The following is an 18090-nucleotide window of genomic DNA, read 5'->3' as shown; positions in this document are numbered from 1 at the left end:
GACGATGACCGAATGGCTCGCCGGGATGCGCATCACCGCGGACCGCCTCGCCGACGACCTGCCCGGAGACTGGCAGGACGTCACCTTCAACCAGTGGACGCAGGGCGACCAGTCCTACGCGCCACTGCGTGCCCAGCGGCACGGCCGCCGCGCCCGCCTCGACGGCCACGCCCGGCCCAGCGCCAGCTTCACCGGCAGCCAGATCGCCTTCACCGTCCCGGCAGAGCTGACACCCACCTACCAGATCTACGTCGACGTGCCCCGCATCACGGCCGGCAGCCCCAGCCTGATCGGTGCGTTCGTCGCCCCCAACGGGGAGGTCACGGTGTACACCAGCACCTCGATCGGCACGTCCGACCGGTACTGGTTCGGCGCCGTCGAATGGGCCCTCGACTGACCTGGCCCGCCGCCCCACCACTCGCCCCGCACCGTTCTGGTCCGGGGCTTTCCTCATGTCTGGAGGCCTCATGGCCAAGTCGGGTCCTCAGAAGTACCCGGGCGCGTCCACCGCCTACTGGTACCAGTCCCGGTACGGCGGCGACTCGATGGAGTCGAACGTGATCGTCTGGCACACCACCGAGGGCACCAGCCTCCCGTCCTACGGTGGCGGAGCGAGCGCCCCGAACTTCACCGCGAAGCCGGACTTCGCGAAGAAGAAGCTGGTCTGGTACCAGCACTTCGACTTCGACACCTCGGCTCGCGCCCTCGTCAACAAGGCCGGCGGCGTGGAGACGAACACCTTGAACGTCTGCCAGGTGGAGATCGTCGGCACCTGTGACCCGTCCACCCACAAGAAGTGGGGCAGCACCCCGCACCTGTACACGCCGGACCTGCCGGACTGGGCCATCCGTGACCTGGGCGAGTTCGCGAAGTGGGCGCACGACCACCACGGCGTCCCACTCACCTCGGGCGTGACCTTCAAGGCGTACCCGTCCAGCTACGGCGCGAGCAGCGTCCGCATGTCCGCCTCGAAGTGGAACAGCTTCCGCGGGCACTGCGGACACCAGCACGTACCCGAGAACGACCACGGCGACCCGGGAGCCTTCCCGATGGCCGCGATCCTCGCCCACGCCAAGGGCGACACCACCACCACTCAGGAGGACGACATGCCCACAGCAGCCGACGTCTGGAAGGCCGACGTCATCCCCGCCTCTGCCCCGCCCTACGCCAACAGCGACTACGACAAGAACAAGGTCTGGACGGCGCAGTACGCCCTCGGCTCCGCCGTGCTCACCGGCCGGAAGACGGAGGCGAAGGTCGACGCGCTCACCAAGCAGGTCGCCGCACAGACGGCCGCCATCAGCAAGCTGGCACAGCTCGTCGGCTCCGGCGTCGACACCGAGCAGGTCGTGGCCGCGGTGGAGAAGGCCATCGCCGACGCCGTCGTCCAGGTCGACGTCGACATCACCGGACAGGAGAACTGACCCATGCCCGAGCTGCACTTCGACGGCGAGACCGTCGTGAAGACCGCGTCGACCTTCGGCCGCGACCTCCTCGAGCGCGTCCTCGCCACGTTCCTCCAGGCGTTCATCGGCGGCATCGTCATCACCCAGCCCCTGGACGGATCCATGTGGTACGCCGCCGGAGCGGGCGGGGTCGGCGCCGTCCTCGCCCTCGCCAAGGGCCTCGTCGCCCGCTGGCGCGACATCACCAACTCGGCATCCCTGGCCAAGGGGGTCTAGTGACCACGCCCGACCAGGGCGTGTACATCAGCACCGCCCAGATGTACCAGGAGGTGAGGGACCTGGCTCAGACGGTCGGCCGGATCGAGTCCAAGGTGGACAGCTTCCTCGACGAGGCCAAGGACATCCGTTCCGACGTCCAGGACCACGAGCTCAGGATCCGCACCCTCGAACGGGCCCGCTGGCCCATGCCCACGATCGGCGTCCTCGCCGGCGTCGCTGGTGCAGCCACCGGCGCCCTCGCCCTCTTCGCCCGATGACCACGGCCCCGCTCTCCGTCACCGCGACGGAGAGCGGGGCCGCTTTCGTGCGTCCAGGGGTCAGCCGATCGCGGGCATCGCGCCAGACCGCCAGTCGTTCACCCGCTTGCGGACCCCGCTCACCATCGGCAGGTCGTCGACCTCGTCGGGGGCGAACCAGCGGACCTCGGTGGACTCGTCGGACACGGCCAGCTGCCCGCCGACCGGACGGGCCAGGAAGCAGATGGAGAACTCCTGCCGGACCTCCCCGTCGTCGTAGGCGAAGACGTGCCTGGGGTTCGAGTACGTGCCGACGATCCCGACCACCTCGACGTCCAGGCCCGTCTCCTCACGGGTCTCCCGGACCGCGCACCCGGGCAGCGTCTCGCCGATCTCCATCCGGCCGCCGGGCAGCGCCCACATGCCGTTGTCCACCCGGCGCTGCAGCAAGATGCGGCCAGCATCGTCGGTCACGATCGTCGAGGCTGCGGGCACCAGGCTGTTGGCCGCCGGGGCGTGCGGATCGTCCTCGTAGTCACGCCTGCCCATCGGAGCCCTCCCACACTGGTGTGCCGCGCGTCCACAGCTCTTCGACGTGGGCGGCGAACCGGTCGAACATGCCGTCGTCCTGGTGCCGCCGCAAGTGCAGCGTCGGCGCGTCGTGGCCAACGCTGTGCGTCAGCAGCGGCGTCACGATCATGTCGTCGTCGAACCGGAAGACGCTCAGGTAGGCGTGGCCGCTGGAGAAGCGGGCGTCAACGTCGTGACCCCGCAGCTTGTCCAGCTCGGCGAGCGTGACCCGGATGCGCGTGGAGAGGGACAGTGCCACGTCCTCCTCGCGCTCCCGTGCCCTCGTCAGGTCGCTGTCCGGGTCGCCGACGAGGAACCGGACCCGGCAGCCGGCAGACGCCTTGCGTCGCAGCGCCGTCCCGAATCGGGCCTGTTCGAGCCACAGGAAGTAGTTGGTGTACCCGGCGAACGTCAGCTCTCGCTGAGCCTTCGTGATCAGTGACCGCCACAGGGATGCCGGGCACGCCGACCGGTACGGGAAGACCTCGGCGACCTCGCGGTCCGGTCCCGCCTTGACGAGTTTCTTTGTAGCCGCTGGCCACAGCACCGCTTCGTCCTCCCCGAGCGCCTCGCTGGCGGCCCACCGGTGTTTGGCGTGCGGCACGCGTCCCGTCTGCGAGATCCACCGGTCGACCGTCTTGGTGTCGACACCACACCGCTCGGCTAACTTGCTGTTGCTCATCTGGGCTTGAGCCATGGCCCGGCGAAGTGGCTCGTTCATCGGTACCCCCTGGGACGTTCGGCACGCTTTACACGCTATTCCCAATCGGTCCCGAACGGCCCCTGAACGCAGTAGGAATGACCCCAGCGAGCGATCAGCGTGAGGGCAGTAAGGACCCCGGCGACCGCGCGAACGGCCCCGGGGCGTGGACGACACCCAAGGAGTGCCGACGTGCCACACGCTACCGCCCCGGTGGACCTCCAGACGATGCGCGAGACAGCCACTCTGCTGCTCGCCCCTGACGCCGAACCGCCGTCCCCGGAAGAGCTGAAGAAGCTACACCAAATGCTCGAGGGCATGGCCCACGTGGCCATCCCCGAGATCGAGGTGGCCAGTGGCCGCCTCCCCAAGGACGACATCCCCCGTGCCTGCGCTCTAGCCTGCGTCGGAGAGGCCCGCATGCGCCTCCGGCTCCCGCCCGGCGAGACGTTCGAGCGCCAGTTGTCCCTCACGACGAAGCTCGCCCGCTCGGTTCGCGCACTGGCCGACCACTGCCAGACCCTGGGCTGCGCCTCGTGAGCCTCAACGACTGGCCCGTGCCGCCGCCCTTCATGTGGGCGTGCGAGCAGTGCTCGGAGCTGCTGTGGCTGTTCGCGCCGGCGTACACCGCCGACGGGAGCGACCCAGGCCGGGACCACGCGGCGCGCCTCCAGGTGACCCTGAGCCGTCACGTGGCGGACGAACACCAGGCGGAAGTGCCCAAGCCTCACACCGACGACTGCCCGCTGTGCGAGAGCTACTCCCGTCGCGCTGATGTCCGTGACGAGAAGCTGTGGGCCGAACACCGCGCGCGGGGCCTGTTCCTTCCGCCCGTCGCCGCACGGCTGCTGTAGGCCCCCCAGATTCCCCGCCCCCGTCCGGAGGGCGGGGCCACGCCTCCAACCGGAGGCGACGTCCGCAACAGGAGGAAGACGTGACCATCGCGTTAGAGAACCCCGTGGGCACCACCGACCCCGCCGCCCTCGTCGACCCCAAGGTGACCGACCGGCTCGCCCGCCGCATCACCACCGACCACCCGGAGATCAGCGAGGCGACCGCGCGCCGCATCGTCGGCCAGGCCGCCGCGTTCATCGCCGCCTCCGGCCGCTTCCCGGGCCAGTCCCTCTCGCCGAGCCAGCTCGTCGACTACGGCTGGCACGCGTTCATCCTGCACACCGTCGACTACGCCCGGTTCTGCGAGCGGACCGTCGGCGGCTTCGTCCACCACATCCCCACCGACGACGGCGGGGAGACGCCGGGTGCGGCGCGCGCCACCCGCGAGCGAACTCTCGCCGCCATCACGGCCGCCGGGTACGCGGTCGATGAGGAGCTGTGGCCGGACATGGCCGACTGCACCCAGTGCCATGCCGGGTGCAGCGACAGCCCGAACAGCGGCAAGGGGAAGTAGCACACCGCACCACGCCCCTCGTGCAAGACTCCAGCCGTCCGGCGTCACAGCCGGGCGGCTGGCCCTATGAGCGGAGCACCACGTGACAGACACGGCGATCGCCTGGGACACCTACTCACGGCAGCGCCCCGAGCGCCGGCCGACAAACGCTCGCGGCGAGACGACCTGGTTCAACTGGACCCAGTACGCCGACCACGGTCCGGGCGCCGAACTCCTCGAGGCCCCAGCGGGCGGCCGCATCCTGGACCTCGGATGCGGGAAGGGCGGCAATGCCGCGCACCTGGCGGCGCTCGGCCACTGCGCGGTCGGCGTTGACGTCTCCCCCAAGCAGCTGGCAGCGGCCCGCGAGCGCTGGGGGCAGACGGCCGGCCTGGAGCTGCACCAGGCGGACGCCGTCAGCTTCTTGCGGGAGGACCAGGAAGGGTTCGCCGCGGTGTACTCGGTGTACGGCGCCGTCTGGTTCACCGACCCCGCGCTGCTGCTGCCCGCGATCCGTGAGCGGCTGCGCCCGGGCGGCTGGTTGGCGTTCTCACAGCGGCCTCCAGTGGAGGGCTGCTACGGCTGCCAGGCCTCGTACATCCCTCGCGGCGCCGACGAGGACCCGCTCGTCGTGAAGCGGTGGGACTACGAGCCGGACGGGTGGGAGCGGCTGCTGAAGGAGCACGGCTTCACCGACGTGACCGCCGAGGTGCTGGCCGCGCCCCCGGGGAAGCGGACGACGGGCACCCTCATCGTCCAGGCGCGGGCCTGAGCGGCCTCCCCACGCGGCCCCGGACTGCGACCTGAACCGCTGTCCGGGGCCGCTTTCTGTGCTCACCTTGGATTCGAAGGCGATCACGCGCGGCGCCGAATCGGGCCACATAACCGCAGGTCAGAGGCGTGGGTGCGCGACAGCTCGCACCCCTCGGAACATGATCACCTTAGAGGCGTTACAGCCACCTATTGGGGTTGCCGCTGCCCGTGCCGCCGCTGACGAGGAAGGACAGCCGGGCGCGCACCAGAGCGCGCAGCACGCGGTCGCCGCCGGGCGGCACGGTGCCCGCCGCCGTCAGCTCGTCGAGCGTGAAGGCGCGCGGCCGTACCACCCGCAGCGACAGGCAGGTGCAGTCGACGGCGACCGGTGGCAGCACCGCGTGCAGCCGGGTGCCGTCGGGCAGCCTGGCGTCCACCCAGGGCCGGGCGTCGTCGAGTCTGCGCCCGGCGACGGTGGCGAGGCGCTGCGCGAGCCGCCGTACCGCCCCCGCGTCCGGGAAGGCGACCGGCGCCAACTCCAGGCCACCGCCCCGGTCCACCCACACCCGGTCGGGGGCGGAAACCAGTACGTCCGTCACCGACGGGTCGGCGAGCAGCGGCTCGAGGGGTCCACTGCCGACGAGTTCCGACCTGAGCTGTTCGGCGGCACCGAGGATCTCGGCGTCCCCGAGCACCCGCCCCTGCTCCCGCAGGGCCTGCGCCACACGCGCGGGCGTCGGCTCCGCTCCGCTCTCGGCCAACCGGCGCCGCACGCCGTCGAGCATCCCGGGCGCGGCGAGCGTATCTGGCACGGCGAGCGTCCCCGGCGCGGCGCCCGGGCCTCTCTGCGAAGCCGTCGCCGAGGACCGCACGGAACCTCTCCCCTGCGCCTGCACCTGCGCCCGTCCGGAAGCGGCCTCCGGAAATCCAGCAGATGCCGACCCCACCGATGGCCCAGGGATGCGACGCGCAGGGCCTCCCGCAGGCGATCGTCCGGACTGCCGGAAGGCCCAGCCCGGCGCCACCCGCGCCGTCAGTCCCTCGCGCACCACCGGCGCCGTCAGCCCCTCGGGCGTCACGGGACCGCTGCCACCCGCCGCCTTCCCCGGAGCCGGTCCCGCGGGCATCCCCGACGTCCCGCCCGGCTCCCCCGCGACCATCATGTCCACCTCGACCCGCCTTCCACCGCTCGCGACCGCTCCAGCCATGTCCCTCACGGGGCGCTCCCGCCCCGCACCTCCGACTCCGCCAGCGCCCGTTCCCAGAACCCCCGGCAGAAGCGCGCCAGCGGGCCGCGGGAGGGCGTGCCCGGTGGCCGTCTGCTCTCCGTGGCGCGCAACAGCCCGGGCTCGACCGGCACTTCACCGGCCAGGGGCAGGCCGAGCAGCCGGGCCACCTCGCGGTCGTCGAGTCCGGAGGCGTACGGCCCGCGTACCGCCACCCGGAGGTCGCGCAGGACCATGCCGACCGCGGCCGCCACCCGGCCCGCCGCCGCGACGGCCCGCAGTTCGGCGGGAACGACGAGGATCCCGACGTCGAGCTGCGCGAGGACCTCGGCGACGCCGTCGTCGATCCGGCGTGGCAGGTCCACGACGACCGTGCCGCCCCTTCGCCGGGCCGCCGCGAGCACCGCACGTACGGCCTGCGGCGGTACCGCGACGCAGTCCCCCCGGTCCCAGCTGAGCACCCGCAGCGCATGCAGCTCGGGCAGCGACTCCTCCAGGGCGCCGCCGCCGACCCGCCCGCGCGAGGCCGCGAACGCCGGCCATCTCAGCCCATCGGCCGTCTCGCCGCCGAGGAGGACGTCGAGGCCGCCGCCCATCGGATCGGCGTCCACCAGCAGACTGCGCAGCCCTTCCCGCGCGGAGGTGACGGCGAGCGCGCAGGACAGCGTGGACGCTCCGGCCCCGCCCCGGCCACCGATGACTCCGACGGTGAGGGCGGGACGGCCGACCCCCTCGGCGACGTCGGCGATGCGGTCGACCAGCCACTGCTCACCGTCGGGCAGCATCAGGACATGGTCGGCGCCGATCTCGACCGCCCTCTGCCAGACCCCCGAGTCGTCCTGGTCGCGGCCCACGAGGACCACTCCGCGTCTGCGCACGGCTCCGCGGACGCGCCGCGCCGCGTCGTCCCCGACCAGGACCAGTGGCGCGGCCTCCCAGCCGGTCGGCCGTGCGGACGCCGAGGGTGTCATGGTCGTTGAGGACGTCGTCGCCGTAGTAAGCCCCGGAGGCGTCGGAGGGGGCATCACGGGTACCGAGTGGTGCACCTCCGGCGTGGCGCCCGCGGCCGCGCACAGGCGCAGCAGGTCGTCGAGGAGGTCCGGGTCCTCGGTGACGATCAAGGGTCCGCCCTGCCGCCCTCCGGCGGCGGGCGGCGGGTCGTGCGTGATGGTTCCGGTCATGGCTCGTTTCCCCCTTCGGCGCGACTCCCGCGGTCGCGCCGGTGGTCTCGTGGTCTCGTGGTGTCTCGTCGTCTCTCGCGCAGCCCCGCGGCCCCGCGATTCGCGGCCGTGTGAGCAACCGGAAACCGGTCCCGCACGAGCGGCCGACATCACGCGTCCGGCAAACAGATCCGGCCGGAGAACTCGGCGCGGTCCGAACGCATGGGAATCACGGTGCAGCGTTCCGGGAAATCGTGTGGATCTTGGTCAAAAACTGTGGACAACTCGATGGTTGTGAATATCGACTCACTCGAACCGGTGAGCCGCGTTCGACCCCGCTCCGTCCCGCGTACGACTTCCGCAGAGCAGCCCGGCAACTACACTGCGTAGCCGATCATATTCATGACAAGACACGGGCCCCGCGCCGTCACGGCACAGGGCCCAGATCATGGGAAGAGTGAAGAAACCCACCCGGACATGCGACGACCCCCGCCGGGGGGGAGAGCGGGGGTCGTCTCCACGGCCGACTCGGGGGGGGAGGAGTCGGACCGGGTTAGCACGGTCGCGAACGATCCGTGACTTCCATGGTGTACCCGAGAGCCTTCTCAGGCAAACCCACGCGCCCCAGCTTACGCCGAATGGGCTGCGCCTATGCTCAGGCTTGTGGAAAACCACTCCTTGCCCCGCTCCGCGCCCCACTCCATGCCCCGCACGGCGGCCTTCTTTGACCTGGACAAGACGGTCATTGCGAAGTCGAGCACGCTGACGTTCAGCAAGTCGTTCTACCAAGGCGGGCTGATCAACCGCAGGGCCGTGTTGCGTACCGCATATGCCCAGTTCGTCTTCCTCGCCGGCGGGGCCGACCACGACCAGATGGAGCGGATGCGCGAGTACCTCTCCGCACTGTGCCGCGGGTGGAACGTCCAGTTGGTCAAGGAGCTGGTCGCCGAGACCCTGCACGACCTGATCGACCCGATCATCTACGACGAGGCGGCCTCCCTGATCGAGGAGCACCACACCGCCGGCCGCGACGTCGTGATCGTGTCCACGTCGGGCGCCGAGGTCGTCGAGCCGATCGGTGAGCTGCTCGGCGCGGACCGGGTGGTGGCGACCCGCATGATCGTGGGTGACGACGGCTGCTTCACCGGAGAGGTGGAGTACTACGCGTACGGCCCGACCAAGGCGGAGGCGATCCGGGAGCTGGCCGGGTCCGAGGGGTACGACCTGTCCCGCTGCTACGCCTACAGCGACTCGGCGACCGACCTGCCGATGCTCGAGGCCGTCGGCCATCCGCACGCGGTCAATCCGGATCGGGCGCTGCGCCGGGAGGCTCTCGCGCGCGAGTGGCCGATTCTCGATTTCCATCGTCCGGTGCGGCTCAAGCAGCGGCTCGGGGGCTTCTCCGTGCCACCGCGGCCCGCGCTCGTCGCCGCCGCCGCGATAGGCGCCGCGGCAGCCACCGCGGGTCTCGTCTGGTACGCGAGCCGACGCCGGTCCACGGCGGCCTGACCGGCCCGACGGTCGGACCGGCCGACCGGCCCAGACAGACCAGGCAGGCCGGGCAGGTTGGGCGACCCGGTCAGCCCTTTCACCCGTGTATGAGCGCAAAAGTAAAGAAGTGCGGCGAGCACTTCCGCTTGCTCGGGCCCGGTAGTACAAAGGACTCAACGGCCCGCGAGACCAAGGACATCCGAAAGGATCCCCTTAAACACGCATTCGGCCCCACGGACCGAGCATGGACACCGGGCACCCACGCGACGTCGACCCGTCGATTACGGGCCAGCCGCACCAGGTGACGGGCGAAGTTCCCGACCTGATGGGCACAAACCGAGGACGCTTGGTAACCCGGTGGTCATGCCAGCGGCGGTACGAGCACTCGTACCGCCGCATTTCTGTTCCGTCCGCCGGAACAGCACACCGTTCGCCTTTCGCCTTGTGCCGCCCCGTTCGCCTTACGCCGCCCCGCGCTGGAGTGCCTCGCACACCGCCGTCGACTCGCGGGCGCCCAGCGCGACCGCCTTGCCGCAGTGGGCGATCCAGGCGGCCATGCCCTCCGGGGTTCCGGAGACGTAGCCGTCGAGCGCCGCCAGGTAGGCCGCGCGGCCCAGTTCGGCGTGGCCGACCTCGGCCGGACAGACCGACTTGGGGTCCAGGCCGCTGCCGACCAGGACGATGCGCTCGGCCGCGCGCGCGACCAGTCCGTTGTGGGAGGTGAACGGGCGCAGCGCCAGGAGTTCCCCGTGCACCACGGCGGCCGTCACCAACGCCGGCGCGGAACCGCCGGCCGTGACCAGCTCGGCCAGGCCGTCCAGACGGCCGTGCGCCTCCTCGGCGTCGGGCAGCGGCAGCTCGACAAGCGGTTCGTCCACCGGCTCGCCCTGCCGGCGGGGCCGCCCCACCTCGTCGGCCTTGGTGGCCGCCGCCACCAGGTGCAGCCGGGCCAGCACCCGCAGCGGCGACTGGCGCCAGATGGACAGCAGCTGTCCCGCCTCGGCGGTGAGGCGGAGCGCGGCGCCCACCGCGCGTGCCTCGTCGTCGCCGCTGAAGTCGCTGCGCCGGCGCACCTCCTCCAGGGCCCAGTCCGCCCCGGACAGCGCCGCCGAGCCCCGGGCGCCGCGCAGTGCCGCCTCGGAGGTGATCTCGTTGCTGCGACGCCGCATGATCCGGTGGCCGTAGACGCGGTCCACGGCCTTGCGTACGGACTCCACGGACTCGGCCACGCCGGGCAGGGCGCCCAGGGCCGCGAGCGGATCGGCGTTCGCGCCTGTCGTACTCATGGGTAAGACCCTACGCAACCCGGCGCCGCGCCCCACGAATGAGTGGTCTTCTTCACCCGTCGCCGGCCTCGTGTGCCACTTACAGCTATCGAGCCGCTACCGTTGGTGAACATGAAAATTGCTTTCGTCGGGAAGGGCGGCAGCGGCAAGACGACCCTGTCCTCCCTGTTCGTCCGCCATCTCGCCGCCACCGGCGCACCCGTCGTCGCGATCGACGCCGACATCAACCAGCACCTGGGGGCCGCGCTGGGCCTCGACGACGCGGAGGCGGCCGGGCTGCCCGCGCTCGGCGAGCACCTTCCGCTGATCAAGGAGCATCTGCGCGGCACCAACCCGCGTATCGCCTCCGCCGAGAAGATGATCAAAACGACGCCGCCCGGCGAGGGCTCGCGCCTGCTGCGGGTGCGCGGGGACAACCCGGTCTACGACGCCTGCGCCCGGCCGGTGGAACTCGACGGCGGGGCCGTCCGTTTGATGGTCACCGGGCCCTTCACGGACGCCGACCTGGGGGTCGCCTGCTACCACTCCAAGACGGGAGCGGTGGAGCTGTGCCTGAACCACCTGGTGGACGGCCGTGACGAGTACGTCGTGGTGGACATGACCGCCGGCTCGGACTCGTTCGCCTCCGGCATGTTCACCCGCTTCGACATCACGTTCCTCGTCGCCGAGCCGACCCGGAAGGGGGTCTCCGTCTACCGCCAGTACAAGGAGTACGCCCGCGACTTCGGCGTCACCCTGAAAGTCGTCGGCAACAAGGTGCAGGGCCAGGACGACCTCGACTTCCTGCGCGACCAGGTCGGGGAGGACCTGCTGGTCACCGTCGGGCACTCGGACTGGGTGCGCGCCATGGAGAAGGGCCGCCCGCCCCGGTTCGAGCTCCTGGAGGAGGCCAACGGCCGGGCGCTGCGCGCGCTGCACACGGCCGTCGACGCGACGTACGAGCTGCGGGACTGGGCGCGTTACACACAGCAGATGGTCCACTTCCACCTGAAGAACGCCCAGAGCTGGGGCAACGAGCGCACCGGTGTCGACCTGGCGGCGCAGGTCGACCCCGGTTTCGTGCTCGGCGAGGAGGTCGCCGCCCCCGCGTGACCGTCCTCCTGCCCCCTTGGAGGGCGGGCGCCCGCTACTGCTTGGCGGCCGGCGCCCCGGGCACTCCCTTCGGCGCCGGTGCGGGTGCGGCCGACAGGAAGGACGCCCAGCTCTTCTTGGGGGCCTCCCCGACGCCGAGGGTGCGCAGCTTCTTCAGGACCTTCGGGTCCTGGGCGTCCAGCCAGTCCGCGAGCTGCCGGAAGGAGACACAGCGCACCTCCTCCTTGGTGCACACCGTCTCGACGACCTCCTCGACGGCGCGCATGTAGGTGCCGCCGTTCCAGGACTCGAAGTGGTTGCCGATGATCAGGGGCGCCCGGTTGCCGTCGTAGGCCCGCTCGAAGCCCTTGAGTAGGCTGTCGCGCATCTGGTCACCCCAGAGTTCGCGCTTGGCGGGGTCGCCCTGGGTGGCGGAGCCCGACTGGTTCACCATGTAGTTGTAGTCCATGGTGAGCTGCTCGTAGGAGTGGCCGGGGAACGGCACGAGCTGCATCGACAGGTCCCACAGGCCCTCCTTCTTCGACGGCCAGACCTGGTTGTTCACCCCGCTGCTGTCGTAGCGGAAGCCCATCTGGCTCGCGGCCTTCATGAAGTTCTTCTGGCCCTCCAGGCACGGGGTGCGGGCGCCGATCAGCTCCTTTTCGTAGTCGAAGGGCAAAGGCGCCGCGTTCTTCATCCCGGTGTTGGTCTTCCAGGTCTTCACGAACTGCTTGGCCTGGCTGATCTCCTCCTTCCACTCCTCGACGGACCACTCGCCGACCCCGCCGCCGGCGCCGCAGAAGTGCCCGTTGAAGTGGGTGCCGATCTCGTTGCCCTCCTGCCATGCCAGCCGCAGCTGTTTGACGGTGTCGGTGATGCCCTGCTCGTCGTTGAAGCCGATGTCGGAGCGGCCCGGGGAGTGCTGGGGCGGGTTGTACAGGTCCCGTTTCTCGTCCGGCAGCATGTACACGCCGCTCAGGAAGTACGTCATCGTGGCGTTGTTCTCCTTGGCCACTTCGCGGAAGTGGGAGAACAACTTCTGACTGTCCTCGCCCGCGCCGTCCCACGAGAACACCACGAACTGCGGGGGCTTCTGGCCGGGCTTGAGGCGTTCGGGCCGGGGCAGGTGCGGCTGGGCCCCGGTGTACGCGGTGGAACCGTCACCGATCAGCCGGACCGCGTTCTTCGGCGCCGGTGCCGCTTTCCCTTTTTCCTTCTCCGAGCCTTGCGTGCCTTCCCCGGAACCGGTGCCGTTGTCGATCGCGCAACCGGCGAGCGACGCGGCGCAGACCGCGGCGACCACGGCGCGCGCGGCCATCCTGTGGGAGGCCATCCTGCGGGTGGCGGCCATGTCCGCCCACCTTCTTCCTTCTCTCGGGCCAACGCCGACGAGGCGATGTCGGGTGCTGAGCCGGGCCGTGCCGTCAGCGCCGTCAAGGTGACACGGAAATGAGAAGGAATTAGTACGACAAGCCGATGAAATAACTGATTCACTCGAATACGCGGGGCGTTACTCCATTCGCGCTAAAAACCTATGCCTCTTCTTTACTCTGAATTACTCTCTATTTACTCGCTGTAATCGAACGACCCTCAGGAGTCGGGACCATGTCAGCCTGCGTCCCCGCCCGCGCCGATTCGGCCCGGACCAAGCACGTCCACCCACCCCACAGCCCACCGCCCAGCGGCCCCCGGCGCCTCCGCGTCGCGGGCGCCGACGTCTCGGCCGCGATCGCGGTCTTCCTGATCGCCCTGCCCCTCTCCCTGGGCATCGCCCTCGCCACCGGCGCCCCCCTCCAGGCCGGCCTGGTCGCCGCCGCGGTGGGCGGGATCGTCGCCGGACGGATCGGCGGCTGCCCGCTCCAGGTCAGCGGCCCCGCCGCCGGGCTCACCGTGGTCACCGCCGACCTCATCCAGCACTACGGATGGCGTACGACCTGCGCCATCACCGTTCTCGCCGGGCTCGCCCAACTGGGCCTCGGCTGCCTGCGCGTGGCGCGCTCCGCGCTCGCCGTGAGCCCCGCCATCGTGCACGGCATGCTCGCCGGCATCGGTGTCACCATCGCCGTCGCACAGCTCCACATCGTCCTCGGCGGCACTCCCCAGAGCTCCGTGCCGGACAACCTGGTCGCGCTGCCCGCCCAGTTGGCGAACCTCCACCCCGCCGACCTGGCCGTGAGCGTGCTGACCCTGACCCTGCTGCTGCTCTGGCCCCGCATCCCCGGCCGCGCCGGGGAACTGCTGGGCAAGCTGCCCGCCGCCCTGATCGCCGTCTCCGGTGCCACGGCGGTCGCCTCCCTCACCGGGCTTCGCCTGCCCAAGGTCGACCTGCCGTCCTGGAACAGCCACGCCCTGGCCACACTGCCCGACGGTCCGGTGCTCGGCCTCGTCGCCGCCGTCCTCACCACCACGCTGGTGTGCAGCGTGCAGTCCCTGCTCGGCGCGGTCGCCGTGGACAAACTGGTCGCCGCCCGGCCTGCTCCGACCGGTCACGTCAAGCGCTCCAACCTCGACCGCGAACTGCTCGGTCAGGGTGCCGCCAACATCGTCTCCGGGTCGCTCGGCGGGCTGCCCATCGCCGGTGTGGCCGTGCGCAGTTCCGCGAATGTGGCGGCGGGCGCCGTCAGCCGGAACTCCACGATGCTGCACGGCGTTCTCGTAGTGATCGCCGCACTGCTGATGGTCCCGACCCTGGAGCTCATCCCACTCGCCTCGCTCGCCGCCCTGGTCATGGCCGTCGGCCTCAAGATGGTCTCGCTGAACCACATTCGCACGGTGACCCGCCACCGTGAGGTGCTGGTCTACGCGGTCACCACCTGCGGTGTGGTCTTCCTCGGCGTCCTGGAGGGCGTCGCGCTCGGCATCGCCGTCGCCGTCGGCGTCGCCCTGCACCGCCTCACCCGCACCCGGATCACCCACGACGACGCGGAAGGAGTCCACCACGTACAGGTGCGCGGCCAGTTGACGTTCCTCGCCGTGCCGCGGCTCAGCCGGGTCCTGCACCAGGTGCCCCACGGAGCGGACGCCGTCGTGGAGTTGGACGGATCGTTCATGGACCACGCGGCGTACGAGACCCTGCAGGACTGGCAGAAGACGCACACCGCTCAGGGCGGCGCCGTCGACATCACCGGGCGCCGACCCGGCACCCGCATCTCCGAACCGGCCGAGGTCGACGGCTGCCGCTGCCGCCCCTGGACACCGTGGCGCAACCACCAGTGCGAACGTCCCCCGGCGGCACCTCCACCCGGCACGGCCCGGCAGGCCACCACCGGCGGACCCCACAGCGGGGCCCCCGGCAAGACGACCGTCCCGGCCACCGGCCCGAGCGCACCCGGCGCCCCCGACGGATCCGCTGGACCCACCGGATCGACCAGGCCCACCAGACCCACCGGATCCGCCGGATCCGCCGGATCCACCGGTCTCACCGAGCCCGCCCGCGTCACGAGACCCACCGGGCACGAACTCGCCCGCGGCATCAGCGCGTTCCACCGCAACACCGCCCCGCTGATGCGCCGTGAGCTGGCCCGGCTGGCGCGGGAGGGACAGCAGCCCTCCCAGCTGTTCCTGACCTGCGCCGACTCCCGGGTGGTCACGTCGATGATCACCTCCAGTGGTCCCGGCGACCTCTTCGTGGTGCGCAACGTCGGCAACTTCGTGCCGCTGCCCGGCGAGGAGAGCGGCGACGACTCGGTGGCCGCCGCGATCGAGTACGCGGTGGACGTGCTGAAGGTGCGGTCCATCACCGTGTGCGGGCACTCCGGGTGCGGGGCCATGCAGGCCCTGCTCGGGGCGGGGCCGGGGGATATGCGGACTCCCCTCCAGCGGTGGCTGCGGCACGGGCTGCCGAGCCTGGAACGCGTACCCGCGAACGCGAACGCGGGCGAGGACCTGGAGGCGGACGACGTGGTCCGCGCCCGTCCCCGGCCCCGGCTGGCCGGACGCGGGCCCGCAGACGCGGCCGAGCGGCTGTGTCTGGCCAACGTGGTCCAGCAGCTGGAGCACCTGCGCGCCCACGAGTCGGTGGCCCGGGCGCTGGACGCCGGCGACCTGGAACTGCACGGCATGTACTTCCACGTCGGCGAGGCCCAGTCGTACCTGCTGTCCGAGGACGCGGACGGCGGCGTGTTCGAACTGGTGCGGGAGACGAACCTGACCGGCTAGCCGTCCGACCTCCTGACCTTCCGGGTCGGTCCCGGGGAGCCGAGGCGCGGGCCGGTGTGAGCGGCGTTACACACGCTGAACCCCGCGCCGTCGGCGTCCGTGGGTACAGGTGACCACGGACCACGAAGGAGAGGCAGCAGGCAGGCGGCGACCAGAACAGGTCTAAACCATTTGCCCGTCGACCCTTGTCATCGGCCCCCCGGGTCTGATGAGCTGTGGCCTGGGACACAACGGACAACCCTGAGAAAGGGAGATGTCGTGAGCAACGAATCCTTGGCCAACCTGCTCAAGGAAGAACGCAGGTTCGCACCCCCCGCCGACCTGGCGGCGAACGCCAACGTCACGGCGGAGGCGTACGAACAGGCCAAGGCTGACAGGCTCGGCTTCTGGGCCGAGCAGGCCCGTCGGCTGACCTGGGCGAAGGAGCCGACCGAGACCCTCGACTGGTCGAACCCGCCGTTCGCCAAGTGGTTCAAGGACGGCACGCTGAACGTCGCCTACAACTGCGTGGACCGGCACGTGGAGGCCGGCAACGGCGACCGCGTCGCCATCCACTTCGAGGGCGAGTCCGGCGACAGCCGCGCCATCACCTACGCGCAGCTCAAGGACGAGGTCTCCAAGGCCGCCAACGCCCTGCTGGAGCTCGGCGTGCAGAAGGGCGACCGGGTCGCGATCTACATGCCGATGATCCCCGAGACGGCGATCGCGATGCTGGCCTGCGCCCGCATCGGCGCCGCGCACTCGGTCGTCTTCGGCGGCTTCTCCTCGGACGCCCTCGCCACCCGCATCCAGGACGCCGACGCCCGCGTCGTCATCACCGCCGACGGCGGATACCGGCGCGGCAAGCCGTCCGCCCTCAAGCCGGCCGTCGACGAGGCCGTCGAGCGCGCCGGGATCGTCGAGCACGTGCTCGTCGTCCGCCGCACCGGCCAGGACGTCGCCTGGGACGACTCCCGCGACAAGTGGTGGCACGAGACCGTCGACCGGCAGTCCGCCGAGCACACGCCCGAGGCGTTCGACGCCGAGCACCCGCTGTTCATCCTGTACACGTCCGGCACGACGGGTAAGCCCAAGGGCATCCTGCACACCTCCGGCGGTTACCTCACACAGACGGCGTACACGCACTGGGCCGTCTTCGACCTCAAGCCGGAGACCGACGTCTTCTGGTGCACGGCCGACGTCGGCTGGGTCACCGGGCACTCGTACATCGTCTACGGCCCGCTCGCCAACGGCGCCACGCAGGTCATGTACGAGGGCACCCCGGACACCCCGCACCAGGGCCGGTTCTGGGAGATCGTGCAGAAGTACGGCGTGACGATCCTCTACACGGCGCCCACCGCGATCCGGACGTTCATGAAGTGGGGCGACGACATCCCCGCGAAGTTCGACCTGTCGTCCCTGCGTGTCCTCGGCTCGGTCGGCGAGCCGATCAACCCCGAGGCGTGGATCTGGTACCGCAAGAACATCGGCGCGGACGCCACCCCGGTCGTCGACACCTGGTGGCAGACCGAGACCGGCGCGATGATGATCACGCCGCTGCCGGGCGTCACGGAGGCCAAGCCGGGCTCCGCCCAGCGCCCGCTGCCCGGCATCTCCGCCACCGTCGTCGACGACGAGGCCAACGAGGTGCCGAACGGCGGGGGCGGTTACCTGGTGCTCACCGAGCCGTGGCCGTCGATGCTGCGCACCATCTGGGGCGACGACCAGCGGTTCATCGACACGTACTGGTCGCGCTTCGAGGGCAAGTACTTCGCGGGCGACGGCGCCAAGAGGGACGACGACGGCGACATCTGGCTCCTCGGCCGGGTCGACGACGTGATGCTCGTCTCCGGCCACAACATCTCCACCACCGAGGTCGAATCGGCCCTCGTCTCCCACCCGTCGGTCGCCGAGGCGGCCGTGGTCGGCGCGGCGGACGAGACCACCGGGCAGGCCATCGTCGCCTTCGTGATCCTGCGCGGTGCGGCGGCGGAGAGCGACGACCTGGTCGCCGAGCTGCGCAACCACGTCGGTGCCACGCTCGGCCCGATCGCCAAGCCCAAGCGGATCCTGCCGGTGGCGGAGCTGCCGAAGACCCGCTCCGGCAAGATCATGCGGCGCCTGCTGCGCGACGTCGCGGAGAACCGGCAGCTCGGGGACGTCACGACCCTGACGGACTCGACGGTCATGGACCTCATCCAGTCCAAGCTCCCGGCGGCGCCGAGCGAGGACTGAGTCACGGACACCGAGGGCACCCGGCGTCGCGCACGTGCCGGGTGCCCTCGCCCTGTGGGAGAGCCGGGGCCCGGGTAAGCTGGGGAGAAAGCAAGAGACTCATCAAGATCCTCATGGTGCGCCGGGAAGTCTGGTCGGCACGTGTTCCGTGCT

17 protein-coding genes and 1 pseudogene are annotated in these 18090 nt (G+C 70.8%); 12 read left to right on the top strand and 6 right to left on the bottom strand.

The genetic code is table 11. The features are described 5' to 3' along the window. Positions 1-4: 4 nt before the first annotated feature. The 4 genes from ABS735_RS00685 to ABS735_RS00670 all read left to right on the top strand — a co-directional run bounded on the left by ABS735_RS00685 (position 5) and on the right by ABS735_RS00670 (position 1942). Entirely contained in the window at positions 5-397 is a 393-nt protein-coding gene (locus ABS735_RS00685; RefSeq protein ID WP_373904970.1) for a hypothetical protein, read from the top strand. A 70-nt stretch (positions 398-467) separates the two neighbouring features. Further along, positions 468-1424 (top strand): hypothetical protein, encoded by a 957-nt coding sequence (locus ABS735_RS00680; RefSeq protein ID WP_373904969.1) that lies wholly within the window; start codon positions 468-470, stop codon positions 1422-1424. Between the two features lie 3 nt (positions 1425-1427). Next, a complete protein-coding gene (locus ABS735_RS00675) occupies positions 1428-1682 on the top strand; it encodes a hypothetical protein (protein WP_373904968.1) in 255 nt (84 codons plus the stop codon). Further along, positions 1682-1942, top strand: coding sequence for a hypothetical protein (locus tag ABS735_RS00670; protein ID WP_373904967.1), 261 nt, complete (start codon positions 1682-1684; stop codon positions 1940-1942). The genes ABS735_RS00675 and ABS735_RS00670 overlap by 1 nt, the downstream gene beginning before the upstream one ends. 60 nt (positions 1943-2002) lie before the next feature. Here ABS735_RS00670 and ABS735_RS00665 read toward each other — a convergent pair whose 3' ends face one another. Both ABS735_RS00665 and ABS735_RS00660 read right to left on the bottom strand, forming a co-directional pair. Continuing rightward, positions 2003-2470 carry an NUDIX domain-containing protein gene (locus ABS735_RS00665; protein WP_373904966.1) on the bottom strand — a complete coding sequence of 156 codons (468 nt, stop codon included), beginning with the start codon at positions 2468-2470 and terminating at the stop codon, positions 2003-2005. Continuing rightward, entirely contained in the window at positions 2457-3212 is a 756-nt protein-coding gene (locus tag ABS735_RS00660; RefSeq protein ID WP_373904965.1) for a DUF5919 domain-containing protein, read from the bottom strand. Before ABS735_RS00660 ends, ABS735_RS00665 begins: the two co-directional genes overlap by 14 nt. Positions 3213-3383: 171 nt before the next feature. Between ABS735_RS00660 and ABS735_RS00655 the strand changes: the two genes are divergently transcribed. From ABS735_RS00655 to ABS735_RS00640, 4 genes are all read left to right on the top strand, one after another. Continuing rightward, a complete protein-coding gene (locus ABS735_RS00655; protein ID WP_373904964.1) occupies positions 3384-3731 on the top strand; it encodes a DUF6415 family natural product biosynthesis protein in 348 nt (115 codons plus the stop codon). Beyond that, positions 3728-4045 (top strand): hypothetical protein, encoded by a 318-nt coding sequence (locus tag ABS735_RS00650; protein WP_373904963.1) that lies wholly within the window; start codon positions 3728-3730, stop codon positions 4043-4045. Before ABS735_RS00655 ends, ABS735_RS00650 begins: the two co-directional genes overlap by 4 nt. Positions 4046-4125: 80 nt before the next feature. Then, a complete protein-coding gene (locus tag ABS735_RS00645) occupies positions 4126-4599 on the top strand; it encodes a glycine-rich domain-containing protein (protein ID WP_373904962.1) in 474 nt (157 codons plus the stop codon). A gap of 82 nt (positions 4600-4681) precedes the next feature. Next, entirely contained in the window at positions 4682-5350 is a 669-nt protein-coding gene (locus ABS735_RS00640; protein ID WP_373904961.1) for a class I SAM-dependent methyltransferase, read from the top strand. Positions 5351-5549: 199 nt separating this feature from the next. Here ABS735_RS00640 and ABS735_RS00635 read toward each other — a convergent pair. Then, positions 5550-6539 (bottom strand): annotated as a pseudogene (locus ABS735_RS00635) (ATPase, T2SS/T4P/T4SS family); the annotation flags it as partial. A gap of 5 nt (positions 6540-6544) precedes the next feature. Then, a complete protein-coding gene (ssd, locus tag ABS735_RS00630; protein ID WP_373904960.1) occupies positions 6545-7738 on the bottom strand; it encodes a septum site-determining protein Ssd in 1194 nt (397 codons plus the stop codon). A gap of 630 nt (positions 7739-8368) precedes the next feature. On the opposite strand from ssd, the gene ABS735_RS00625 reads away from it, so the two are divergent. After that, a complete protein-coding gene (locus ABS735_RS00625; RefSeq protein ID WP_373904959.1) occupies positions 8369-9226 on the top strand; it encodes an HAD family hydrolase in 858 nt (285 codons plus the stop codon). A gap of 443 nt (positions 9227-9669) precedes the next feature. Here ABS735_RS00625 and ABS735_RS00620 read toward each other — a convergent pair whose 3' ends face one another. Beyond that, entirely contained in the window at positions 9670-10494 is an 825-nt protein-coding gene (locus ABS735_RS00620) for a Fic family protein (RefSeq protein ID WP_373904958.1), read from the bottom strand. Between the two features lie 111 nt (positions 10495-10605). Between ABS735_RS00620 and ABS735_RS00615 the strand changes: the two genes are divergently transcribed. Continuing rightward, positions 10606-11586, top strand: a complete 981-nt coding sequence (locus tag ABS735_RS00615) for an ATP-binding protein (protein ID WP_373904957.1) — start codon at positions 10606-10608, stop codon at positions 11584-11586. A gap of 34 nt (positions 11587-11620) precedes the next feature. Here the strand turns inward: ABS735_RS00615 and ABS735_RS00610 are convergent, their stop codons facing one another. Next, complete coding sequence (locus tag ABS735_RS00610; protein ID WP_373904956.1) at positions 11621-12916, bottom strand: polysaccharide deacetylase family protein; 1296 nt, start codon at positions 12914-12916, stop codon at positions 11621-11623. Between the two features lie 254 nt (positions 12917-13170). Between ABS735_RS00610 and ABS735_RS00605 the strand changes: the two genes are divergently transcribed. Continuing rightward, positions 13171-15723 (top strand): SulP family inorganic anion transporter, encoded by a 2553-nt coding sequence (locus tag ABS735_RS00605; RefSeq protein WP_373904955.1) that lies wholly within the window; start codon positions 13171-13173, stop codon positions 15721-15723. Positions 15724-15981: 258 nt separating this feature from the next. Next, positions 15982-17937 (top strand): acetate--CoA ligase, encoded by a 1956-nt coding sequence (acs, locus tag ABS735_RS00600; protein ID WP_373904954.1) that lies wholly within the window; start codon positions 15982-15984, stop codon positions 17935-17937. Positions 17938-18090 lie beyond the last annotated feature (153 nt).

It is taken from the genome of Streptomyces sp. MMCC 100, from assembly GCF_041538145.2.
Lineage (GTDB): Bacteria > Actinomycetota > Actinomycetes > Streptomycetales > Streptomycetaceae > Streptomyces.
The sequence above is the reverse complement of the archived record's forward strand: the minus strand, read 5'-3'. Positions and strand labels throughout refer to the sequence as shown.